Source organism: Streptomyces sp. NPDC003635, from assembly GCF_053587635.1.
Genome location: NZ_JBSFOK010000020.1, coordinates 64708 through 85478 on the forward strand (window position 1 = coordinate 64708; position 20771 = coordinate 85478).

Genomic DNA, 20771 nt, shown 5'->3' on the forward strand with positions numbered 1-20771 from the left:
CGGTTTCAGGCGCCGACACTACTCCTGCCCGTAGGCTTCGGGGGAGTCGCGCGAAGGAGGCAAAGAGGTGCCCGTGGAGATCACCTGGTGGGGTCACGCCACCTGCACGGTCGCCGACTCGGACGTACGCGTCCTGACCGACCCCCTGTTCGCACGCCGGCTCGCGCATCTGCGCCGCCGCCGGGGCGCGCTCCCCCCGCCCGGCGCCTGGCGCGCCGATGTCGCGCTCGTCTCCCATCTGCACGCCGACCACCTGCATGTTCCGTCCCTGGCTCGGCTCGCCGCGGGCACGCGCCTGGTCGTGCCCCGGGGCGCGCTCCGGGCCGTACCGGGTCTGCGCCGGCTCACGCATCTGCGGATCGCCGAGGTGCGGGCCGGCGATGTGACGCGTGTGGGTGGTCTGCGGGTGCGGGCCGTACCCGCCCGCCACGACGGACGGCGCCTGCCGGTGGGACGCCACCACTCCCCCGCCCTCGGCTACGTCATCGAGGGGGAGGCGCGCACCTACTTCGCCGGGGACACCGGACTGTTCGACGAGATGGCGCGGGAGGTCGGCCGGGTCGACGTGGCACTGCTGCCGGTGGGCGGCTGGGGGCCGTACCTCGGCGAGGGCCACCTCGACGCGGGGCGGGCGGCGGAGGCACTGGCCCGGCTCGCGCCCCGGAGCGCGGTGCCGGTGCACTACGGCACGTACTGGCCCATCGGCATGGACGCCGTGCGCCCCCATGAGTTCCATGCGCCGGGTGACGAGTTCGCGAGGCTCGCCGCCGAGCGCGCGCCGGGCGTCGCCGTGCACCGGCTCGGGCACGGGGAGCACGTACGGCTGGAGGTGTCCGCGTGAGCCTTTTCGCGGCGGCGTCCTCGACGGTGGCGGCCGAGTCCGCGCAGCAGGCGATCGGCTTGCCGACGCTGTTCGTGCTGGTCCTGCTCGGGGCGCTGGTGCCGGTCATACCGACGGGGGCGCTGGTGAGCACGGCGGCGGTGGTGGCGTTCCATCAGACGGCGCCGTTCACTCTGGCGATGGTCTTCGTCACGGCCTCGCTGGCCGCCTTTCTCGGTGACATGACGCTGTACTGGCTCGGACGGCGGGGGATGAAGTCCCGGAACGGGTCGCGGTGGTTGAAGGCGATCCGGTCCCGGGCGCCGGAGGAACGGCTGGAGCAGGCGCAGACGAAACTGACCGAGCACGGTGTCGCGGTGCTGGTGCTGTCCCGACTGGTTCCGGCGGGGCGACTGCCGGTGATGCTGGCCTGTCTGATCGCCGAGTGGCCCATGCGACGGTTCGCCCGGGGGAATCTTCCGGCGTGCCTGGCATGGGCCGTGACGTATCAGCTGATCGGGATTCTCGGTGGTTCGCTGTTCCCGGAGCCGTGGGAAGGGGTCGTGGCGGCGGTGGCGTTGACGCTGGTGATCAGCGCGGCGCCGAGTGTGTGGCGCCGGGTCCGGACCTAGTGCCGCGTCAGGACCCGCGAGCCTCCCACCGGCAGATCCCACAGGTCCTCCCTCGGCAGCCCCGCCTCCTCCCAGGCCGCCCGCACCCTCCTCAGCGGCTCCAGCACCGGCTCCGCCGACAGGACGAACGTGCCCCAGTGCATGGGCGCCATCCTGCGTGCCCCCAGGTCCCGGGTCGCCCGCACCGCCTCCTCCGGGTCGCAGTGGACGTCGCTGAGCCACCAGCGGGGGTCGTAGGCGCCGATAGGCATGAGGGCCAGGTCGATTCCGGGGTAGCGGCGGCCGATGCGGGTGAACCAGTGGCCGTAGCCAGTGTCACCCGCGAAGTACAGCCGTCGGCCCTCCTCGTCCGTCAGCACCCAGCCGCCCCACAGGCTGCGGCAGGTGTCGGTGAGGCTGCGCTTGGACCAGTGGTGGGCGGGCACGAAGTCGAAGCGGACGCCGTCCAGTTCGGCCGCCTCCCACCAGTCCAGTTCGGTGACGGTGGTGAAGCGGCGGCGGTGGAACCAGCGGGCCAGACCGGCTGGTACGAACACCGGGGTGTCGCGCGGCAGTCGGCGCAGGGTGGGGGCGTCCAGATGGTCGTAGTGGTTGTGGCTGATGACGACCGCGTCCACGGGCGGGAGCGTGTCCCAGTCGATCCCGACCGGGGTGATCCGGGCCGGGGTGCCGATGATGCGCCGGGACCAGACCGGGTCGGTGAGGACGGTGAGGCCACCGATCCGGACCACCCAACTGGCGTGTCCCGCCCAGGAGACGGCGAGGGTGCGGGCGTCGACGCGGGGCAGCGGGGCCGGTTGGCAGGGCAGCAGCGGGAGGTCCGCCAGGCCCTCACGGCCGGGGCGGATCGCGCCCTCGCGGGCGAACCGCGCCATGGCCTTCAGGCCGGGCAGCGGCGCCGTCAGGCGGTCGTGGAAGGTGCGCGGCCACACTCGCCGCTCGCCCAGGGGTCGGGGTTCGGCGAGCGGGGGCAACGGAGCGGTGGATGCGGGGCTGTCGCATTCCTTCGTGATCGACTCGGACCGCTGCGTCATCGAGGACGCGGTCGACTCGGACTGCTGCGTCATCGAGGAGACTCCCATCGCCGAGCATCGTCGCGGAGATCGTCGAAGACCGACTTCACATGGTTGAACGCGCCTCGCACATGGGGCAGTTCCAACGGCGAGGGTGAACCGAGGCATTCCGCGCGCTCCTCGTCGGTGCCGCCGAGGAGGTCCCCGGTGGACAGCCGCACGCGCGGTGCCGCGAGGTCGTCGCCGAACCGGTGTCCGCCGGGCGCGGGCATGCCGAGCCTGGCGGTGAGGAAGTCCTCCAGTTCCTGGGCGTCGCCGACGCCGTGCGCGCCGAGCGCGCCGCGCAGGGGGCCGAGGTCGACATAGAGATGCCGCCCGGCCTGCGGCGGGCGGGCGACGGCTCCGGCTTCGACGACGAGCGCGTGCAGGGCGGCGGCCACGCGTGCGTGCAGGGCCACGGCGGCGGTGCGGCGGGCGGTGACCGGTTCGGGTTCGGTGAGGGCGTATCCGGCCGCGGCGGCGACCGGCCCGGCGACCCGCGCGCCGAGCGCCGTGAGCACGTCGAGCACGCGCGCGTGGAGGCCCTCTCCGGCCTCGCCCGGCGGGAACCGGGCGACCGCGGCGGGCCAGCCGGGGGGCAGCAGCGCGCCGGCCAGGTCGGTGACGACGCTGACCCGTTCCGGGAGCATCTCGGCGGGGCTGAGCAGCACGGAGTCGTGCGGGGCGTGCCGGGTGTCCCGCCAGGTCTCGTCGCTGACCAGGTGCAGGCCCTCGCCCGCGGCGGCCTCGACGGTCTCGTGCAGCAGCTCCGGGGGCGCCACGGTGGCGGTGGGGTCGTCCGCGACCGACAGCACCAGCAGCCGCGGGTCACCGCCTTCGGCGCGGACCCGGCGCACGGTCTCCAGCAGGGCGTACGGATCGGGCACCCCACCGCTCTCGGCCGGGGTGGCGACATGGAAGACGGGTCTTCCCAGCAGGCGCGCGTACGGCGCCCACCAGGCCGCGCAGGGCCGGGGCACCAGGACGTCGCCGCCGAGCGCGGCGGTCAGCGCGAGCAGCAGGGCGTTCGCGCCGGGGGCCGCGACCACCCGGTCCGGTACGGCGGACAGACCGCGCCGGTCGAAGTGTCCGCAGGCGGCGTCGAGCAGGGCCCCTCCCCCGCCCACGGGTTCGCTCTCGGCCCGGCCGGCCGCAGCGGCGAGCACGGCGGACAGCTCGGGCAGCACCGGCAGCCCGTCCCCGGGCAGCGGTGGCCCGTACCGGACGGGGCCGTGGCTCTCGGGAACCCTCCGCGCCACCCTGACTCCCTCCTGGTGCGTGCGGGGCGACAGGGCGCCCCAGGGGTTCTGCGTACCCAGCGAGCCGGATCAGATGCCCCCCGTAGGCCCTCCGCGGCGCAGCCGGTACACGGCGCCTCCCGCGGCGGCCGCGATCAGCACCCCGCCCGCGACCAACAGGGGCACGGAGTCGGTGAAGGCGCCGCCCTCGCCGGCGTGCACGCCCTTCTGGATCACCGCCGGCGGGCAGGTCTCCCGGTGCGGCTCGGGACACGGCCGGGCGGAGTGCGTCGCACCGCCCTTGGCGACGGTGAAGGTCGCGCTCCACTGCTTGCCCTGCCCGCCGGGGGCGGCGGGACAGGTCCCGTCGACGGTCCAGGCGGTGTCGGGCCCCACGGAGTCGACCCCCTCCAGCTCCGCCGCGGAGACGATCCGGGCGGACCCCCGGTAGGCGGGCCCCCCGGCGCCCTCCTGCCCCGCGACCTGGTGCAGGGCGACCGTGCCCTCCTCGAAGGCCTGCGAGGTGGCGTCCATGGTGGGGGGCGCGGGCCCGCCGAGGGGATCGCAGGTGACGGAGACGGTGACGGATCCGCCCGGCTGCACGCTGCCCGGACTGACCTCCGCGGCCGGTTCCGCGAGGGCCGACGAGGCGGCGAACCCCAGGACGACACCGCCCAGGGCGAGGGCGGACAGGACACGGACGATGCGGCGCATGACGCGGGCTCCTCAACAACCGACGGCTGTGGGACGCGCGGCCACGCGCCCCACAGCCATCAGAGCCTCCTTGCCGCCACCCCGCGCGCGGCCGAACGCCATTGGCGGGACGAAGACGCCCGTGCGGGTGACACGGAACCTACGCCGCGTCCCGCAGCACCTGTTCCCGCACCCGCCCGCAGCACCGGCTGATCAGCCGGGACACGTGCATCTGCGAGATGCCCAGCTGCTCGGCGATCCGGCTCTGCGTCATGTCGCCGAAGAACCGCATGTACAGAATCGCCCGCTCCCGCTCGGGGAGTGCGGCGAGCCGCGGCTTCACGGCCTCCCGGTCCACCACCGTGTCGAGCGCCGGGTCAGCGGACCCGAGCGCGTCGCTCAGGGAGTAGCCGTCCTCGCTGCCGGGCAGTTCCGCGTCCAGGGACAGCGCCGTGAAGCTCTCCAGCGCCTCCAGACCGGCCTTGACGTCCGCCTCGGTCATGTCCGCGTGCTCGGCGATCTCCGCCACCGAGGGCCGGCGACCGGAGACGGTCTGCAGATCCTGGACGGCGAACCGGACCCGGTTACGGAGGTCCTGCACCCGCCGCGGCACGTGCAGCGTCCACATGTGGTCCCTGAAGTGCCGCTTTATCTCACCGGTGATGGTCGGCACGGCGTAGCTCTCGAAGGCGTTGCCCCGTTCGGGGTCGTACCGGTCGACCGCCTTCACCAGCCCGAGGGCCGCGACCTGGCGCAGGTCCTCGAAACTCTCGCCGCGGCTGCGGAACCGGCCCGCGAGCCGGTCCGCCATCGGCAGCCAGGCTTCGACGATCTTCTCGCGGAGTGTGTCGCGCTGCGGCCCGTCAGGCAGCGAGGCGAGCTTGCGGAACGCCTCCGCGGTGTCCGGGGCGTCATCGTGCGGGTGGTGCTTCGCGCTCACTCGTGTGGGCATGTGCGTCGCAACTCCCTATGTCCTGTGCTCTGGTTGGACGGTCACCGTGGGAGCGCGCGGCGGAACCGGACGGAACGCAGCCCGGGTCGACGATTCGCCGCTCCCACGGACGTGCCTCCTGTCCGAAGCACTGGGAGTGCGCCTGCCCGGGCCCTCACGCCGCAAACACCCCGTCCAGGGTTTTCGGCGGTCGCGCAGGGTGACTCGTAGGGCTGCCCGTCCGTACTCGTCCGGGAGGTCCGGCATGACCACCAAGGTCTCCGATCACGTACTGCAACGACTGCGCGAATGGGGGGTGGAGCATGTCTTCGGCTACCCCGGCGACGGCATCAACGGCCTGCTCGCGGCCTGGGGCCGGGCGGAGAACCGGCCGCGGTTCATCCAGTCCCGGCACGAGGAGATGTCCGCGTTCCAGGCGGTCGGCTACGCCAAGTACAGCGGACGGGTCGGAGTGTGCGCGGCCACCTCGGGACCGGGCGCCATCCATGTTCTGAACGGCCTGTACGACGCCAAGCTGGACCACGTTCCGGTGGTGGCGATCGTCGGCCAGACGCACCGGACCGCGATGGGCGGCTCGTACCAGCAGGAAGTCGATCTGCACACCCTGTTCAAGGACGTGGCCTCGGAGTTCGTGGAAACGGTGACCGTCCCCGAGCAGCTGCCGAACGTACTGGACCGGGCGATCCGCACCGCCTACGCGCGCCGCTGCCCGACCGCGATCATCATTCCCGGCGATGTGCAGGAGCTGGAGTACACCCCGCCCACGCACGAGTTCAAGATGGTGCCCTCCAGCCTGGACCGCAGTTCGTGGACCGCGGTCCCCTCGGAGGAGTCGCTCCAGCGGGCCGCGGAGATCCTCAACTCCGGTGACAAGGTGGCGATCCTGGTCGGCCAGGGCGCCGCCGGGGCACGGGCCGAGGTGGAGCGGATGGCCGAGCTGCTCGGCGCCGGCGTGGCCAAGGCGCTGCTCGGCAAGGACGTGCTGAGCGATGAACTGCCGTATGTCACCGGCTCGATCGGTCTGCTGGGCACGCGGGCGTCGTACGAGATGATGCGGGACTGCGACACCCTGCTGACGGTCGGGTCGTCCTTCCCGTACACCCAGTTCATGCCGGAGTTCGGCAAGGCGCGGGGGGTGCAGATCGACCTCGATCCGCACATGGTCGGGATGCGTTACCCCTACGAGGTGAACCTCGTCGGCGACGCGAAGGCGACGCTGGCCCGGCTGATCCCGATGATCGACGCCGAGCGCGGGCGCGAGTGGTACGACACCGTGTGCGACAACGTGTCGCGCTGGCGGGACATCATGGAGCGGCGGGCGAATCTGTCCGCCGACCCGATCAACCCGGAGTACGTGGCCCGGGCCCTCGATCCGCTGCTGCCCGCCGACGCCATCGTCAGCTCCGACTCGGGCTCGGCGGCGAACTGGTACGCCCGGCATCTGACGATGCGCCCCGGTATGCGCGGCTCCCTGTCCGGCACGCTCGCCACGATGGGCTGCGGGGTGCCGTACGCGATCGGCGCGAAGTTCGCGCATCCGGACCGGCCCGCGATCGCGCTGGTCGGGGACGGCGCGATGCAGATGAACGGGATGGCGGAGCTGATCACGGCGGCGAAGTACCGCGATCTGTGGGAGGACCCGCGCCTGGTGGTCGGTGTGTGGAACAACCGCGACCTCAACCAGGTCACGTGGGAGATGCGGGCCATGGGGGGCGCGCCGTCCTTCCTGCCCTCGCAGGAGCTCCCGGACGTGCGGTACGCCGAGTTCGCCCGCTCGCTCGGCCTTACCGGGATCCGGGTGGAGAAGCCGGAGGACGTGGAGGCGGGCTGGCGGGCCGGTCTCGAGGCGGACGGCCCGGCGGTGATCGAGTTCCTGACCGACCCCGCGGTCCCGCCGATCCCGCCGCACGCGACGTGGGACCAGATGGAGGCCACGGCCGCGTCGATCCTGAAGGGCGACGCGGACCGCGGCTCGATGATCAAGCAGGGCTTCAAGGCGAAGATGCAGGAGTTCCTGCCGGGGCGGGAGCGGAAATAGGCTCGCTCGCCTCCCTCGGCAGCAGCAGCTCCTCGTATCGGCCCAGCGCCATCAGAACGCCCAGCATCAACAACGGGATGATCACAACGAGCAACACCATGGCCAGTCCTTCCGCGGAGCGGTGCGCGGGGGGCGCGGACCGGGTCTCCGGACCGGCGCGAGGCAAACCCGGACGAGCCGTGTCGGCTGCCGTGCTTCGGGTACGCGGTGCGGACCCGCGAAGATCTGGAGGGAGTCATGCAGCGAGGCAGCGACCGACTGAGCGTCCACCGTGACGACGAGATGAAGCACGAACTCCAGGGCCTGCTCAGGTCCGGCCACCCCACGCGCGTGGAGGAGTGGCACGACCCCGAGCCCGGCGCCGACGACGATCCGCAGCTGGCGGGCGGTCCGGTGACACCCGGCGTGGGTGCGGTCTCCTTGCCGGCCGTACGCCAGGCACTGGCCCGGTACCTCAGCCGCAGCGCGTTCCCGGCGGGCCCCCGCGAGCTGGCCGGCACCCTGCGCCACGGCTACGCGCCCGACGCCCTGGTGGAGCCCCTGAACCACCTGCCGCGCTCGGCGCGCTACACCACCGTCCAGGAACTGGCGGAGGCCCTGACCGGCGGCGAGAGGGGCCGCCGCCATGGCTGACCTGGTACGGGAGGTCATGACCGCTGGCGTGGTCGCCGTCCGCCCGGACGCGTCGCTGGTGGAGGCGGCCCAGTTGATGCGCGCCCAGGACATCGGCGACGTGGTGGTGGCCGACGGCCAGCGGATCGTCGGGATGCTCACCGACCGTGACATCACGGTGCGCGCGGTGGCGGACGGCATCGACCCGCTGACCGTGAGCGTCGGGTCGGTGTGCAGCACCGATCCGGTGGTGGTCGCGCCGCAGGACCCGGTGCCGGCCGCCGTCGCCCTGATGCGCCGGCACGCGGTGCGCCGCCTGCCGGTCGTCGAGGACGGCCTGCCGGTCGGCATGGTCAGCCTCGGCGACCTCGCCGAGGCCCGGGACCCGGACTCGGCGCTGGCGGACATCAGCCGTGCCACGCCGGACGGCTGACCGCGTGGGCCGCGACCAAGCCGCCGAGATCACCGCCTCCGACGTCACCGTGGACGTCGGCGACGCGACCGTCCGCTATCTGCTGTACGGCCTGCTGCCGGGCTGGTTCCTGCCCGGCCTGGCCGACTGGGTGATGCACCGGCGCACCCGGATCGAGGAGACGGCGGGCACCAAGGAATCACTCATCCACGCCCTGATGATGACCGAGGTCGGCGTGCCCATCGCGCTGACCCTGCGCTACGAAGTCAACCCGATGCTGCTCGCCGTGCAGCTCGGCAGCACCGCGGCCCACGAGGCCACCGCGCTGTGGGACGTACGCACCGCCGAGGACAGCGGTCGCGAGGTCAAGCCGATCGAACAGCACATCCACAGCTTTCTGGAGTCCCTGCCGTTCGGCGCGCTCGCCTCGCTGATGTGCCTGCACGCCGACCAGGTCAGGTCGCTGCTGCGCGGGGGCCGGGGCGATCCGGACGCCTGGCGGCTGGTGCCGCGTCGGCGGCCGCTTTCCCGCGCGTATCTCGCGGGCATCGGGGCCGCGATCGGCGTCTGTGTGCTGCTGCCGTACGGCGAGGAGCTGCTGCGGTGCCGGCGGGCGGCGCGAAAGAGGAAGAAGGAGGACTGAACCATCATGCGCATCGCATTTCTCACCGCGCCCGAGGGCGTCGAGCAGGTGGAGCTGACCGATCCCTGGCAGGCGGCGGTGGACGCTGGTCACGAACCGGTGCTCGTGTCGACGAAGCCGGGGAAGATCCAGGCCTTCCACCACCTGGACAAGGCGGACACCTTCCCGGTGCAGGAGGTCGTGGGCGAGACGTCCGCCGACGCCTTCGGCGGGCTCGTGCTGCCCGGCGGGGTCGCCAACCCGGACTTCCTGCGGATGGACGACAAGGCCGTCGCCTTCGTCGCCGCCTTCTTCGAGCAGGGCCGGCCGGTCGCCGCGATCTGCCACGCGCCCTGGACGCTGGTGGAGGCGGACGTGGTCCGGGGCCGGGTGCTCACCTCCTGGCCGAGCCTGCGCACCGACATCCGCAACGCGGGCGGCACCTGGGTCGACGAGCAGGTCAAGGTCTGCGACCACGGCGCCAACAAGCTGATCACCAGCCGCAAGCCGGATGACCTGAAGGCGTTCTGCGAGACCTTCCTGGACGTCTTCGCCGAGGAGGCGGGCTGATGGATCACGACCCCAAGCAGGAACAGCGCGAGGCCTTCCGGGCGGACGACCCGGCCGGCGGGCCGCTCACCACCGACCAGGGCGTGCCGGTCGACCACACCGACGACTCGCTGGCCGCCGGTGAGCGCGGGCCGACCCTGATGGAGGACTTCCACTTCCGGGAGAAGCTCACGCGCTTCGACCACGAGCGGATCCCGGAGCGGGTCGTGCACGCGCGGGGGGCGGGGGCGTACGGCTATTTCGAACCGTACGAGTCCTGCGCGGAGTTCACCCGCGCGGCCTTCCTCCAGGACCCGGCCGTGCGGACCCCGGTGTTCGTGCGGTTCTCGACCGTGCAGGGGCCGCGCGGCTCGGCGGACACCGTGCGGGACGTGCGCGGATTCGCCACCAAGTTCTACACGTCCGAGGGCAATTACGATCTGGTCGGGAACAACTTCCCGGTCTTCTTCATCCAGGACGGCATCAAGTTCCCGGACTTCGTGCACGCCGTGAAGCCCGAGCCGCACAACGAGATCCCGACCGGGGCGTCCGCCCACGACACCCTGTGGGACTTCGTGTCGCTGCAGCCCGAGACGCTGCATGCGATCATGTGGCTGATGTCGGACCGGGCGATCCCGCGCAGTTACCGGATGATGCAGGGCTTCGGTGTGCACACCTTCCGGTTCGTCACCGCCGACGGGCGCGGCACGTTCGTGAAGTTCCACTGGAAGCCGCGGCTCGGGGTGCACTCGCTGGTGTGGGACGAGGCCCAGGAGTGCCAGGGCCGAGACCCGGACTTCAACCGGCGGGATCTGTGGGACGCCATCGAGGCGGGCGAGTACCCGGAGTGGGAGCTGGGCGTCCAACTGGTGCCGGAGGAGGACGAGTTCGCTTTCGACTTCGATCTGCTGGACGCCACGAAGATCATTCCTGAGGAGCAGGTGCCGGTACGGCCGATCGGCCGGATGGTGCTCAACCGCAACCCGGAGAACTTCTTCGCCGAGACCGAGCAGGTCGCCTTTCACACGGCGAACGTCGTCCCGGGCATCGACTTCACCAACGACCCGCTGCTCCAGGCCCGCAACTTCTCCTACCTGGACACGCAGCTGATCCGGCTCGGCGGCCCCAACTTCGCGCAGCTGCCGGTCAACCGGCCGGTCGCGCCGGTGCGCACCAACCAGCGCGACGGCTACGGCCAGAGCCAGATCCACCGGGGCACGAACTACTTCCCGAACTCCCTCGGCGGCGGCTGCCCGGCCCACGCGGGCGCCGGCACCGGTGCCTACACGCACTACGCCGAACGCGTCGACGGCGCCAAGATCCGGCGCCGCAGCCCGAGCTTCCAGGACCACTACAGCCAGCCCGCGCTGTTCTGGCACTCCATGAGCGACTGGGAGCGGCAGCACATCGTGGCCGCGTTCCGGTTCGAGCTCGGCAAGGTGGAGGCGCGGGCGGTGCGCAACCGGACGGTGGAGCAACTGGCCAAGGTGAACGGCGAGTTGGCGTCACAGGTGGCGAGCGGCATCGGGGGCGCGACGCCGTCCGGGGCCGAGGAGGGCACGAACAAGGTGCTCTCCCCCGCGCTGAGCATCGAGCGGCAGCGCGGCGACGGCTCCATCCGCACCCGGCGGATCGCCGCCCTCGTCACCGACGGCGTCGACGCCGACCAGCTGACGTCGGTGCGCGAGGCGCTCGCCGCCGAGGGCGCGGTCGTCGAGGCCCTCGCGCCCGCCGACGGCACCGTCGCGAGCGCGGACGGCGAGCGGTTCCCCGTGGACCGGGCGCTGCCCACCGTGGCGTCGGTGCTGTACGACGCGGTGCTGCTGCCCGGCGGCCCGGTGGGCACACCGCCCGCCGCGACCGACCCGGACGTGCTGCGCTTCGTGCGGGACGCCTACCGGCACGGCAAGCCGGTCGGCGCGCTCGGCTCGGGCGTGGGGATCCTGTCGTCGCTGGAGCCGGAGGGCCTCGACGTGTCGACCGAGTTCCACCGGGTGGTGGCCGACCGGGGCGTGGTGACCGACACCTCGCCGGGCACCGCGAGCGACGACTTCTGCCAGACCTTCGTGGCCGCGATCGCGGCCCACCGGCACTGGGACAGGGCTCCGCTGCGCCGCTGACGGCGACGGGAGGATCAGGTACCCGGGGCGTCCGGGGTCGCGGCTTCTCCGGAACCGCGGTCCCGGGCGCCCTCGCGGGTACGGCCGGAGGCGACGGGGCGGCGCGGGTTGCGACGGAGGTACTCGCCCTCCAGCTGGGCCATGCGTTCGTTGTGGGCGCGCAGTGCGTCGTTCGAGCCGTACAGGAGCGCGTCGTGGCGCGTGCGGTGGATGGTCTCCAGCTCCTTCATGAGCTGCTGGTCGTCCAGCCGGCTGGGGTCGACTCCGGTCATCGTGGCACCCCGCTCGTCGTGTCCCTGACCGAGGCCCGGGAGGGACCGTGGATCTCGCGTTCCTGAATCCACTGTACGAACATCCCGGGCACCGAGCCTCCGTGCGGGTCGGTGCCCGCTAGCGCGCCCGCTCCACCCGCCGCTCGTCCCACACCGGCTCGGCGGTCTCCCGCACCCGGCCGTCGCTGCCGAAGACCAGATAGCGATCGAACGCACGCGCGAACCAGCGGTCGTGGGTCACCGCCAGAACCGTGCCCTCGAAGGCCTCCAGCCCTTCCTGGAGGGCTTCCGCGGACTCCAGGTCCAGGTTGTCCGTCGGCTCGTCCAGCAGCAGCGCCGTCGCGCCCTCCAGCTCCAGCAGCAGGATCTGGAACCGCGCCTGCTGACCGCCGGAGAGCCGGTCGAAGGCCTGCTCCGCCTGCTGCGTCAGCTCGTAGCGGCGCAGCCGCGACATCGCGGCACCCTTGTCCTGCGCGTGCTCCTTCCACAGGATGTCCAGCAGCGTCCGCCCCGCCAGCTCGGGATGCGCGTGGGTCTGCGCGAAGTGGCCGGGCACGACCCGCGCACCCAGCTTCCACGCCCCGGTGTGCGCCACCTCCTCCCCCGCCAGCAGCCGGAGGAAGTGCGACTTCCCGGAGCCGTTGGAGCCGAGGACCGCGACCCGTTCGCCGTAGAAGACCTCCAGCGAGAACGGCTTCATCAGACCCGTCAGCTCCAGGGACTCGCACACCACCGCCCGGACGCCCGTACGGCCGCCCTTCAGCCGCATCGTGATGTCCTGCTCCCGCGGCGGCTCCGGCGGCGGTCCCGCTTCCTCGAACTTCCGCAGCCGCGTCTGGGCCGCCGCGTACCGCGAGGCCATCTCATGGCTCACCGCCGCCGCCTGACGCAGGGTCAGCACCAGCTTCTTCAGCTGAGCGTGCTTCTCGTCCCATCGCCGCCGCAGCTCCTCGAACCGCGCGAAGCGTTCGCGCCGGGCGTCGTGGTACGTCGAGAAGCCGCCGCCGTGCACCCACGCGTCCGCCCCCGTCGGCGACGGCTCCACCGAGACGATCTTCTCGGCGGCGCGGGCGAGCAGTTCCCGGTCGTGGGAGACGAACAGGACCGTCTTGCGGGTCTCCTTCAGCCGCTCCTCCAGCCACCGCTTGCCGGGCACGTCGAGATAGTTGTCCGGCTCGTCCAGCAGCAGCACCTCGTCGGTGCCGCGCAGCAGCGCCTCCAGCACCAGCCGCTTCTGCTCACCGCCCGAGAGCGTCCGCACCTGCCGCCACTGCGCCTTCTCGTACGGCACTCCCAGCGCGGCCATGGTGCACATGTCCCACAGCGTCTCGGCCTCGTACCCGCGTACCTCGGCCCAGTCGGCGAGGGCCTGCGCGTACCTCAGCTGCGCGGCCTCGTCGTCGACCGTCATGATCCCGTGCTCGGCGGTGTCGACGGCCTGCGCGGCCTGCCGGATCCGGGGCGGCGCGACCGACACCAGCAGATCCCGTACGGTCGTCTCGTCCCGTACGGACCCCACGAACTGGCGCATCACGCCGAGGCCGCCACTCACCGTGACCGATCCGCCGTGCGGCTTCAGCTCGCCGGAGATCAGGCGCAGCAGGGTCGTCTTGCCCGCGCCGTTCGGGCCGACCAGGGCCATCACGGACCCCTCGCCGACCCGGAAGGACACATCGCCGAGGAGCGGCCTCCCGTCGGGGAGGTGGTACTCCAGGTGCGCGGCTTCGAGATGTCCCATGAGGTGGCATTCTGCGGGTCGCCCCCGGCACCCGGCAAACCGTTATCCGGCGTCCTCCAGCGGCCGGCCCGCCGGACCGCCCTCGCCCGCCGGGGCCACGCTCGCGCCGGCCCACGACAGCGCCTTGAAACCGTCGGACGGCGAGCCCTCCAGGACCACCACACCGGTGTTGTCCAGCCGGTGCTCGGCGGCGAAGGCGATGTCCACGTTGTCCGCGCGGGCCGCCGTCCAGGTCCGGATGACCGCGCCGTGGCTGACCATCGCGACCGTGCCGGCACCGCTCGCCGCCGCCTCCGCGACCACGGCGTCGAACCGGGCGAGCACCTCCTCGCCGCTCTCCCCGCCGGGCATCCGCAGGCCCGTGTCCCCGGCCGCCCAGGAGAACGCCGTACGCATGTACAGCTCGCCCTGCTCGGTGTCGCCCGGCAGCAGCTCCAGATCGCCCGCGGAGATCTCCCGGAGGCCGTCCCGCACGACCGCCTCCAGTCCGCGCGCGGCGGCCAGCGGGGCGGCCGTGAGCAGCGTGCGCACCAGCGTGGAGACGTACAGGGCCTCGATGTCCTCGTCCGCGAGGGCCTCGGGCAGCGCGGCCGCCTGGGCCTCGCCGAGCGGGGTCAGACCCGGCCCCGGGACCGCCGTGTCCAGCAGGTAGTCGACGTTCGTGGGGGTCTGGCCGTGACGGACGAGGAGCAGACGCATTCAGGCCCTCCGGGGACGGGCGCGGCAAAGAAAGGGCCACTTCAGGGTACCCGTCACGGCATGAGCCCAGATGTCGACTTCACTCTGCCCACACCGGGCCGCCACGCGCTGCGGGACCGGCTCCTCGCCCTCGACTCCCGGCTGTTCGAGTTCGCCGCCGAGCAGCACTGGCCGGGCGCCGAGCGGGTGCTGCCCCGGCTGAGCCGGAGCGCCAACCACGGGGTGCTGTGGTTCGCGACCGGCGCCCTGATCGCGGCGACCCGCACCCCGCGGGCCCGCCGGGCGGCCGTGCGCGGACTCGCCTCGCTGAGTCTGGCCTCGCTGACCATCAACACACTCGGCAAGCGTTCGGTGCGCCGCCCGCGGCCGGTCCTGGATGCCGTACCGCATGTGCGGCATCTGAAGCGGCAGCCGATCACCACCTCGTTCCCGTCCGGGCACTCCGCGTCGGCGGCCGCCTTCGCGACCGGTGTCGCGCTGGAGTCGCCGGCCTGGGGGGCCGTGGTGGCCCCGGTCGCCTGGTCGGTGGCGATGTCCCGGGTCTACACCGGGGTGCACTTCCCGAGCGACGTCCTGGCGGGGGCCGCCCTCGGCGCTTGCGCCGCCTACGCCGTACGGGGCCTGGTGCCCACCCGCGCCCAGCTCCGCCCGCCGGCCCGGCCGCGTGCCGAGGTCCCGGCGCTGACCGAGGGCGAGGGCCTGGTCATGGTGGCGAACACCGGCTCGGGCACCGCCGAGCGGGTACGCGCCTTGCTGGACGTCCTGCCGGAGGCGGAGGTCGTGGAGTGCGAGCCCGGCGACGTGCGGGCGGAACTGGAGAAGGCGGCGGCGCACGCGAGGGTGCTCGGGGTGTGCGGCGGGGACGGCACGGTGAACGCCGCCGCCGAGGTCGCCCTGCGGCACGGGCTGCCGCTCGCGGTGCTGCCCGGCGGCACCCTCAACCACTTCGCCTACGACCTGGGCGTGGAGGACGTGCGCGACCTGGCCCGAGCCCTGGTGCACGGCCACGCGGTGCGGGTGGACGTGGGCCAGTTCCGCACCGGTGCGCGGCGGGGCGTGTTCCTCAACACCTGCAGCCTGGGCGTGTACCCGGAGCTGGTGCGCGAGCGGGACCGCTGGTCGCACCGGATCGGCGGCTGGCCGGCCGGAGTGCTCGCCGCCCTGCGCGTCCTGCGCGCCGACCGGCACCCCCTGGAGGCCCAACTGGGCGGCTCACCGCGGCCGTTGTGGCTGCTCTTCGCCGGGAACGGCACCTACCACCGGATGGGCCTGACGCCCGGCCGCCGGGTTGACCTCGCGGACGGCGTACTGGACGTACGCGTCGTGCACGGCGGCCGGCGCCCCGCGCTCCGGCTGCTCGCGGCGGCCGTCGCCGGCCCACTGACCCGCTCCCCCGCCCACGCGGCGGTCCAGGTCGGGCGACTGCGTCTGGCCGACGTCGGCCCGGGCTCGCTGCTCGCCTTCGACGGCGAAGTCACCGAGGTGGAGGGCGAGGTGACGCTGGAGAAGCTGCCCGAGGCGCTCACGGTGTACCGGCCACTGCCCGGCCACTGACGCTTCGTCAGTCCAGATGGCAAAACGCGGGTCTCATTATTCGACATGCACGCGTACGGTGGCGGCAGGACGACGAGACGAGGGGAACGCCATGCCGCAGCCGCGCGAGACCGCCGTATACACCCATGGGCACCACGAGTCGGTGCTGCGCTCGCACACCTGGCGCACCGCCGCCAACTCCGCGGCCTACCTGCTGGACTCGCTCGAGCCCCGCATGCGGATCCTGGACATCGGCTGCGGCCCCGGCACCATCACCGCCGACCTGGCGGCGCTGGTGCCGGACGGCCGGGTCACCGGGGTCGACCGGGCCCCCGGCATCCTGGCGCAGGCCCGGGCCACGGCGGCCGAACGGGGCCTGCACAACGTCGACTTCGCGGTCGCCGACGTGCACGCGCTGGAGTTCCCCGACGACAGCTTCTGCGTCGTCCACGCGCACCAGGTGCTCCAGCACGTCGGAGACCCGGTCCAGGCGCTGAGGGAGATGAGACGGGTGACGAGGCCCGGCGGGTTCATCGCGGTCCGGGACTCGGACTACGCGGCCATGACCTGGTACCCGGCGTCCCCGGGGATGGACGACTGGCTGGACCTGTACCGCCGGGTGGCCCGCGCCAACGGCGGGGAGCCGGACGCGGGCCGACGGCTGAAGTCCTGGGCGCTCGACGCCGGCCTGACCGACATCACGGCCACCTCGGCCACCTGGACCTTCGCCTCCCCGGCGGAGCGGGCCTGGTGGAGCGGCCTGTGGGCGGACCGCACGCTCGCCTCCGCCTACGCGGACCGGGCCGTCGAGGGCGGCCACGCCTCCCCGGAACAGCTGCGCGCCGTCGCGGACGCCTGGCGGGCCTGGGGCGAGCGGGCGGACGGCTGGTTCAGCGTTCTGCACGGAGAAATTCTGTGCCGCACGTAGGCCTGAAATAAGGAATTCCGGTAACTCGGCCAGCAGGAGGTATCACACTATGGTTCCTGTTCTGCTGGTTCTGCTTCTGGCGCTCATTCTGTTCGGTGCCGGATTTGCAGTGAAAGTGCTCTGGTGGATTGCGCTGGCAGTTCTCGTCCTCTGGTTGCTGGGATTCCTGATGCGCGGCACCACTGCCGCCGGGGGCAGGGGCCGCTGGTACAGGTGGTGACGGGCCCGGGAGGCTTACTCCCGGGGGAGCAGCGGTCCGAGCGGCCCGAGGTCCAGATTGAGGTCCTCGGGCCGCAGTCCGTACCGCTCGCGCAACTCGGTCATCCGCTCCTCGAGCAGCATCAGGGTGAGCCCGATGCGCTCCTCCTGCTCCTCACTGAGACCGCCCTCGTCGAAGCGGCGCAGCGCCTGGCGCTCCATGAGCTGGCGCAACAGCTCCACCACGGTGAGCACGAGCTTGATGAGATCCCGCTCCACGGTGTCGGGGTCGAGGTCCAGCCGCTCCCGGGCGCTCACATCGACCCCTCGAAGGGCGAGGGCACATTGGCGTTCACCGAGCTGATCAGCGCGTTCAGGTCGATACGCACGAGGTCCACGTCGGCGATGCGCAAAGTGATGTCGCCCGTGATGACGACCCCGCCGGCCAGCAGCCGGTCCAAGAGGTCCACCAGGGCGACCTCACGGCGTTCGATGACGGTCACTGCCTCTCGTCCCCCGTTCCCTCCGTCTCGTTCCCCGTCTCTTCTCCGGTGAAGGAGTAGGCCGCCCAGGGCCCGGTGAGTTCCACGCGAATTCCCGGGGCCTCGTCCTTCGTGCGGTCCACCAGTTCCACGAATTCCTCGGATTCTCCGCGGGGCACCAGATAAGCGGCGTTCAGTACGTTCTGTCCCGAGGCGCCGGAAAGCTCAGAGCTCTGGGGATTGTGCAGCCGGGAATCCTCCGCGTATGAGGAGAGCGTCGAGTGCAGCCGCCCGGCGAATTCCGTGGCCTGCTGCCAGCTGTGCTCATGGGAACGGGTCTGCTGGGCCCGCCGGCGCAGATAGTCCCGGCCCGTGGCGGGCTTCTCCACGGGTGCGGCGGTGTCCTCCGGCTCGGCCTCGACGTAGACCTTGACGCCCCACTCCACCCGGCCCTGGAGCCGGTCCAGGGTGCGCAGGAAGTACGCCTCACGGGACTCCATCATCGTGCGCAGGGCGCTGTCGTCCCGGAAGACGGTGGCGAGCCGGAGCGGGAGCGGGGTGGTGACGACGGTGAGCGCGTCGATGACACCCTGGTGGGCCCTGGCCGTCGCGGTGAGCCAGTCCAGGTCCTCCAGATGGGAGCGCAGCGGCTCCTCGGCGAAGTCCCGCTCCGGCACGACGCTGTAGACGGCGATCAGGCCGTGGTGGGTCAGCTGCCTCGGGGGCTGTCCGACGACCCCGGTCAGCTGGGACTGCAGGGCCGACCGGAAGGGCCGGCAGATGGCGTACACATAGCGCAGTCCCGGCATCAGACCTCCTCCTGCCCGCGGCTGGGCTCAAGTTGGGCCAGCCGCTCGCGCAACTCGGCGTTCTCCCGCGCGAGTTCGTCGCGCCGGGCCCGCGAGGACAGCGCCGGATCGTCCTCCCACCAGTCGATGCCCATCTCCCGCGCCTTGTCGACGGAGGCGACGATCAGACGCAGTTTGATCGTGAGCAGCTCGATGTCCAGCAGGTTGATCCGGATGTCACCCGCGATGATCACGCCCTTGTCGAGGACGCGCTCCAGGATGTCGGCGAGGTTGGCGCCGCCGCCCTGGCCATAGGGTTCGGGAAGCCGGCCGGGGACCGTCATCGGCGGCTCCCGGTGTCGGCGTAGTCGTCCTCGGGCTCGTCCTCGTACTCTTCCTCGTCCTCCAGCTCGTCCTCGTCGACGGGCTCGTCCTCGTCGACCGGCTCGTCCTCGTCCACGGGCTCGTCCTCGTCCACGGGCTCGTCCTCGTCGACCGGCTCGTCCTCGTCCACGAACTCGTCCTCGTCGACCGGCTCGTCCTCGGCGACGGGCTCGTCGTCGTGCTCCTCTTCGGTGTCGTCCTCGTAGCCGCCCTCCGCCTCGTCCTCGTCCTCGTGGGCTTCCTGCGACTCCTCCTGCTCGAGCGCGTCCTCGTGGCTGACGACGACCTCGCCGTCGCGGATCTCCCCGCGCCAGCCGTCCTCGACCTCACCCTTCAGCGTGACGTACCGGACGTAGTTCTTCAGGTCGAGCCGGGCCCGGCGGCCCTGGGCGCGCCAGATGTTGCCGGTCTTCTCGAACAACCCCTGGGGGTAGTACTCGATCACCAGCAGGACCCGGGTGAGCTGGTCTGCGAGCCGGTGGAAGGAGACGACTCCCTTCGTCGTGCCCTTGGCGCCCTCCGAGGTCCAGACGATCCGGTCGTCCGGCACCTGTTCCTTGGTCTGCGCCTTCCAGCTCCGGTTGGACCAGAAGACCTTCAGCTGCCAGTCGGAGGTGGTGTCGTCGGCGCGGCTCGCGCTCTTCACACCCTTCGCGAACGTGCTGAAGTCCTGGTACTGGGTCCACTGGTCGTACGCCGTGCGCAGGGACACCCCGACGTCGACGTACTCCATGATGACGGTGGGCTTCTTGCCCGCACCGCCCTTGCCCTTCCCCTTGCCCTTGCCGCCGAGGCCCTTGAACGCCTCGACCACGCTGTCCTTGGCGCGCGAGGCGCCGAGCTCCAGCGCGCTGCGCAGCGGGCCCTTGCCCTCGGCGAGCTTGCGGCCGCCGTCGAGGGCGAGTTGGGCGAACCCGGGGCTCTTGCCGTCCGCTATGTCGTTCAGTTTCAGCGTGGTCTCGCCGAGCTTGCGGCCCGCGCCGACCAGCAGGCGCTGGGCCTGTGCGGCGAGGTACTCCTGCACTTCCGCCTTCAGCCGGTCGGCGGCCTCGCTCTGGGCCAGGGAGGACACGCGTCCCACGGGCTCGCTCATCACTCACCACCGCCCTTCCGGGTCCCGGCGCCGGCCCCGCGGGCCGCGCCACGGGCGGCGGCGGTCTTCTTCGCCGCGCCCGAGCGGGTGGCCTTCTTCGCGGTCCTCGCCGGTGCCTTCTTGGCTGCCGCCTTCTTGGCCGGTGCAGCCTTCTTCGCCGCGGTCTTCGCGGTCTTCTTCGCCGCCGCCTTCTTCGCCGGAGCCTTGGCCGTCCTCTTCGCGGGCGCGGCCTTCTCGCTCCGCTCCCGCCGCGGCCCGGACTCCTCCTCCGAGGCGTCGTCGTGGTCCTCTTCGTCCTCGTCGTCGTACGCCCCGGAGCGCTCGTCCTCGTCGGCGTACTCCTCGTCGTCCTCCCCGTCGAGATCCGGTGCCACGCCGGCCAGTTGGTCGCGCACCTCGGCGGTGCGGCCGTGCAGCCGGTCGGCGAGCGAGTCGAGCTGCCGCTCGACCATCGCACCGCTCGCGGCCTTGCCGACGCCGCGCAGGTCCTCGCGCAACTGGTCCCCGATCTCCTTGAACTGCGGGTTCTGCAGCAGTTGCTGGGAGGCCAGCTCCGCGAGCGCCCGCGGGTTCAGGCGCATCCGCTTGCCGGCCACGAGGGTGCCGACGGCGAACGCGAGTTTCATCTTCTTCGTCCGTCCGAGGACGTATCCGGCCCCGATCGCCAGGCCGAGTCCCGCTCTGTTCATCGTGTCGTCTCCAGCCGTTCGAGGAGTTCGTCCTCACGCCGGTCGAACTCCTCCTCGTCGATCTCGCCCGCCTCCAACTGCTCCTCCAGGCGGGCGAGTTCCTTCCTCACTGTGGCCGGGTCGTAGTAGATGCGCTCCGCCTCGTTCAGCACCTGCCCGATCACCCACGCACTGCCGCGCACCGGGGCGAAGGGCAGCAACAGCACTTCGCCGATCAGTCCCATCCC

At 72.2% G+C, this 20771-nt stretch carries 25 protein-coding genes; 11 read left to right on the forward strand and 14 right to left on the reverse strand.

The annotated features are described in order from the left end of the window. Positions 1–67 precede the first annotated feature (67 nt). Positions 68–841, forward strand: a complete 774-nt coding sequence (locus tag ACWDRW_RS20240; RefSeq protein ID WP_451724993.1) for an MBL fold metallo-hydrolase — start codon at positions 68–70, stop codon at positions 839–841. Next, entirely contained in the window at positions 838–1452 is a 615-nt protein-coding gene (locus ACWDRW_RS20245) for a DedA family protein (RefSeq protein ID WP_451724996.1), read from the forward strand. Before ACWDRW_RS20240 ends, ACWDRW_RS20245 begins: the two co-directional genes overlap by 4 nt. Here the strand turns inward: ACWDRW_RS20245 and ACWDRW_RS20250 are convergent. The 4 genes from ACWDRW_RS20250 to ACWDRW_RS20265 form a co-directional block, all read right to left on the reverse strand. After that, on the reverse strand, positions 1449–2519 hold the full coding sequence (locus tag ACWDRW_RS20250) for an MBL fold metallo-hydrolase (protein WP_451724998.1): 1071 nt from the start codon (positions 2517–2519) through the stop codon (positions 1449–1451). The two genes, ACWDRW_RS20245 and ACWDRW_RS20250, sit on opposite strands and share 4 nt — an antisense overlap. After that, positions 2516–3763: an aminotransferase class I/II-fold pyridoxal phosphate-dependent enzyme gene (locus tag ACWDRW_RS20255; protein WP_451725001.1), complete on the reverse strand. Its 1248-nt coding sequence runs from the start codon at positions 3761–3763 to the stop codon at positions 2516–2518. The genes ACWDRW_RS20250 and ACWDRW_RS20255 overlap by 4 nt, the downstream gene beginning before the upstream one ends. Positions 3764–3832: 69 nt before the next feature. Further along, positions 3833–4456 (reverse strand): hypothetical protein, encoded by a 624-nt coding sequence (locus ACWDRW_RS20260; RefSeq protein ID WP_451725003.1) that lies wholly within the window; start codon positions 4454–4456, stop codon positions 3833–3835. 139 nt (positions 4457–4595) lie between these two features. Beyond that, a complete protein-coding gene (locus ACWDRW_RS20265) occupies positions 4596–5387 on the reverse strand; it encodes an RNA polymerase sigma factor SigF (protein ID WP_451725004.1) in 792 nt (263 codons plus the stop codon). A gap of 244 nt (positions 5388–5631) precedes the next feature. Between ACWDRW_RS20265 and ACWDRW_RS20270 the strand changes: the two genes are divergently transcribed. From ACWDRW_RS20270 to ACWDRW_RS20295, 6 genes are all read left to right on the forward strand, one after another. Next, the gene (locus tag ACWDRW_RS20270) at positions 5632–7425 is read left to right on the forward strand and encodes a thiamine pyrophosphate-requiring protein (protein WP_451725007.1); all 1794 of its coding nucleotides are present in this window, start codon (positions 5632–5634) and stop codon (positions 7423–7425) included. A 237-nt stretch (positions 7426–7662) separates the two neighbouring features. Then, entirely contained in the window at positions 7663–8058 is a 396-nt protein-coding gene (locus ACWDRW_RS20275; protein ID WP_451725009.1) for a DUF2795 domain-containing protein, read from the forward strand. Next, positions 8051–8470: a CBS domain-containing protein gene (locus tag ACWDRW_RS20280; RefSeq protein WP_451725011.1), complete on the forward strand. Its 420-nt coding sequence runs from the start codon at positions 8051–8053 to the stop codon at positions 8468–8470. Before ACWDRW_RS20275 ends, ACWDRW_RS20280 begins: the two co-directional genes overlap by 8 nt. Before the next feature lie 4 nt (positions 8471–8474). After that, the gene (locus ACWDRW_RS20285; protein WP_451725012.1) at positions 8475–9092 is read left to right on the forward strand and encodes a diguanylate cyclase; all 618 of its coding nucleotides are present in this window, start codon (positions 8475–8477) and stop codon (positions 9090–9092) included. Between the two features lie 6 nt (positions 9093–9098). Further along, on the forward strand, positions 9099–9641 hold the full coding sequence (locus tag ACWDRW_RS20290) for a type 1 glutamine amidotransferase domain-containing protein (protein WP_451725014.1): 543 nt from the start codon (positions 9099–9101) through the stop codon (positions 9639–9641). Beyond that, the gene (locus ACWDRW_RS20295) at positions 9641–11740 is read left to right on the forward strand and encodes a catalase (protein ID WP_451725016.1); all 2100 of its coding nucleotides are present in this window, start codon (positions 9641–9643) and stop codon (positions 11738–11740) included. Before ACWDRW_RS20290 ends, ACWDRW_RS20295 begins: the two co-directional genes overlap by 1 nt. 14 nt (positions 11741–11754) lie before the next feature. Here ACWDRW_RS20295 and ACWDRW_RS20300 read toward each other — a convergent pair whose 3' ends face one another. The 3 genes from ACWDRW_RS20300 to ACWDRW_RS20310 form a co-directional block, all read right to left on the reverse strand. Beyond that, complete coding sequence (locus ACWDRW_RS20300) at positions 11755–12012, reverse strand: DUF6158 family protein (RefSeq protein ID WP_451725018.1); 258 nt, start codon at positions 12010–12012, stop codon at positions 11755–11757. Between the two features lie 118 nt (positions 12013–12130). Further along, positions 12131–13750 carry an ABC-F family ATP-binding cassette domain-containing protein gene (locus tag ACWDRW_RS20305; RefSeq protein WP_451725019.1) on the reverse strand — a complete coding sequence of 540 codons (1620 nt, stop codon included), beginning with the start codon at positions 13748–13750 and terminating at the stop codon, positions 12131–12133. Positions 13751–13792: 42 nt separating this feature from the next. Then, positions 13793–14449: a histidine phosphatase family protein gene (locus tag ACWDRW_RS20310; RefSeq protein WP_451725021.1), complete on the reverse strand. Its 657-nt coding sequence runs from the start codon at positions 14447–14449 to the stop codon at positions 13793–13795. A gap of 60 nt (positions 14450–14509) precedes the next feature. Here ACWDRW_RS20310 and ACWDRW_RS20315 point away from each other — a divergent pair, with 60 nt between their 5' ends. The 3 genes from ACWDRW_RS20315 to ACWDRW_RS20325 all read left to right on the forward strand — a co-directional run bounded on the left by ACWDRW_RS20315 (position 14510) and on the right by ACWDRW_RS20325 (position 17130). Next, on the forward strand, positions 14510–16003 hold the full coding sequence (locus ACWDRW_RS20315; protein WP_451725022.1) for a phosphatase PAP2 family protein: 1494 nt from the start codon (positions 14510–14512) through the stop codon (positions 16001–16003). A 91-nt stretch (positions 16004–16094) separates the two neighbouring features. Beyond that, a complete protein-coding gene (locus ACWDRW_RS20320) occupies positions 16095–16910 on the forward strand; it encodes a methyltransferase domain-containing protein (protein ID WP_451725024.1) in 816 nt (271 codons plus the stop codon). Positions 16911–16959: 49 nt separating this feature from the next. Continuing rightward, positions 16960–17130, forward strand: coding sequence for a hydrophobic protein (locus tag ACWDRW_RS20325; protein WP_451725026.1), 171 nt, complete (start codon positions 16960–16962; stop codon positions 17128–17130). A gap of 14 nt (positions 17131–17144) precedes the next feature. Here the strand turns inward: ACWDRW_RS20325 and ACWDRW_RS20330 are convergent, their stop codons facing one another. Genes ACWDRW_RS20330 through ACWDRW_RS20360 form a run of 7 tightly spaced genes read right to left on the reverse strand, consistent with a single transcriptional unit; the run spans position 17145 to position 20768 of the window. Continuing rightward, positions 17145–17426 (reverse strand): gas vesicle protein K, encoded by a 282-nt coding sequence (locus ACWDRW_RS20330; protein WP_451725028.1) that lies wholly within the window; start codon positions 17424–17426, stop codon positions 17145–17147. Further along, positions 17423–17611, reverse strand: coding sequence for a gas vesicle protein (locus tag ACWDRW_RS20335; RefSeq protein ID WP_451725029.1), 189 nt, complete (start codon positions 17609–17611; stop codon positions 17423–17425). The genes ACWDRW_RS20330 and ACWDRW_RS20335 overlap by 4 nt, the downstream gene beginning before the upstream one ends. Continuing rightward, positions 17608–18399, reverse strand: a complete 792-nt coding sequence (locus tag ACWDRW_RS20340) for a GvpL/GvpF family gas vesicle protein (RefSeq protein ID WP_451725030.1) — start codon at positions 18397–18399, stop codon at positions 17608–17610. The genes ACWDRW_RS20335 and ACWDRW_RS20340 overlap by 4 nt, the downstream gene beginning before the upstream one ends. After that, positions 18399–18722, reverse strand: coding sequence for a gas vesicle protein (locus tag ACWDRW_RS20345; RefSeq protein WP_451725033.1), 324 nt, complete (start codon positions 18720–18722; stop codon positions 18399–18401). Before ACWDRW_RS20345 ends, ACWDRW_RS20340 begins: the two co-directional genes overlap by 1 nt. Further along, a complete protein-coding gene (locus tag ACWDRW_RS20350; RefSeq protein WP_451725035.1) occupies positions 18719–19855 on the reverse strand; it encodes an SRPBCC family protein in 1137 nt (378 codons plus the stop codon). Before ACWDRW_RS20350 ends, ACWDRW_RS20345 begins: the two co-directional genes overlap by 4 nt. Further along, a complete protein-coding gene (locus ACWDRW_RS20355) occupies positions 19855–20544 on the reverse strand; it encodes a DNA primase (protein WP_451725037.1) in 690 nt (229 codons plus the stop codon). Before ACWDRW_RS20355 ends, ACWDRW_RS20350 begins: the two co-directional genes overlap by 1 nt. Then, a complete protein-coding gene (locus ACWDRW_RS20360) occupies positions 20541–20768 on the reverse strand; it encodes a gas vesicle protein GvpG (protein ID WP_451725039.1) in 228 nt (75 codons plus the stop codon). The genes ACWDRW_RS20355 and ACWDRW_RS20360 overlap by 4 nt, the downstream gene beginning before the upstream one ends. Between the last annotated feature and the right edge of the window lie 3 nt (positions 20769–20771).

Excerpts from the sequence above, each read along its gene's own strand:
- ACWDRW_RS20315 (WP_451725022.1), top strand. The coding sequence starts at position 14,510 with ATGAGCCCAGATGTCGACTTCACTCTGCCCACACCGGGCCGCCACGCG.
- ACWDRW_RS20275 (WP_451725009.1), top strand. The coding sequence starts at position 7,663 with ATGCAGCGAGGCAGCGACCGACTGAGCGTCCACCGTGACGACGAGATG.
- ACWDRW_RS20270 (WP_451725007.1), top strand. The coding sequence starts at position 5,632 with ATGACCACCAAGGTCTCCGATCACGTACTGCAACGACTGCGCGAATGG.
- ACWDRW_RS20290 (WP_451725014.1), top strand. The coding sequence starts at position 9,099 with ATGCGCATCGCATTTCTCACCGCGCCCGAGGGCGTCGAGCAGGTGGAG.
- ACWDRW_RS20300 (WP_451725018.1), bottom strand. The coding sequence starts at position 12,012 with ATGACCGGAGTCGACCCCAGCCGGCTGGACGACCAGCAGCTCATGAAG.
- ACWDRW_RS20280 (WP_451725011.1), top strand. The coding sequence starts at position 8,051 with ATGGCTGACCTGGTACGGGAGGTCATGACCGCTGGCGTGGTCGCCGTC.
- ACWDRW_RS20295 (WP_451725016.1), top strand. The coding sequence starts at position 9,641 with ATGGATCACGACCCCAAGCAGGAACAGCGCGAGGCCTTCCGGGCGGAC.
- ACWDRW_RS20325 (WP_451725026.1), top strand. The coding sequence starts at position 16,960 with ATGGTTCCTGTTCTGCTGGTTCTGCTTCTGGCGCTCATTCTGTTCGGT.
- ACWDRW_RS20320 (WP_451725024.1), top strand. The coding sequence starts at position 16,095 with ATGCCGCAGCCGCGCGAGACCGCCGTATACACCCATGGGCACCACGAG.
- ACWDRW_RS20310 (WP_451725021.1), bottom strand. The coding sequence starts at position 14,449 with ATGCGTCTGCTCCTCGTCCGTCACGGCCAGACCCCCACGAACGTCGAC.
- ACWDRW_RS20305 (WP_451725019.1), bottom strand. The coding sequence starts at position 13,750 with ATGGGACATCTCGAAGCCGCGCACCTGGAGTACCACCTCCCCGACGGG.
- ACWDRW_RS20260 (WP_451725003.1), bottom strand. The coding sequence starts at position 4,456 with ATGCGCCGCATCGTCCGTGTCCTGTCCGCCCTCGCCCTGGGCGGTGTC.
- ACWDRW_RS20250 (WP_451724998.1), bottom strand. The coding sequence starts at position 2,519 with ATGACGCAGCAGTCCGAGTCGACCGCGTCCTCGATGACGCAGCGGTCC.
- ACWDRW_RS20340 (WP_451725030.1), bottom strand. The coding sequence starts at position 18,399 with ATGCCGGGACTGCGCTATGTGTACGCCATCTGCCGGCCCTTCCGGTCG.
- ACWDRW_RS20360 (WP_451725039.1), bottom strand. The coding sequence starts at position 20,768 with ATGGGACTGATCGGCGAAGTGCTGTTGCTGCCCTTCGCCCCGGTGCGC.
- ACWDRW_RS20355 (WP_451725037.1), bottom strand. The coding sequence starts at position 20,544 with ATGAACAGAGCGGGACTCGGCCTGGCGATCGGGGCCGGATACGTCCTC.
- ACWDRW_RS20265 (WP_451725004.1), bottom strand. The coding sequence starts at position 5,387 with ATGCCCACACGAGTGAGCGCGAAGCACCACCCGCACGATGACGCCCCG.
- ACWDRW_RS20350 (WP_451725035.1), bottom strand. The coding sequence starts at position 19,855 with ATGAGCGAGCCCGTGGGACGCGTGTCCTCCCTGGCCCAGAGCGAGGCC.
- ACWDRW_RS20345 (WP_451725033.1), bottom strand. The coding sequence starts at position 18,722 with ATGACGGTCCCCGGCCGGCTTCCCGAACCCTATGGCCAGGGCGGCGGC.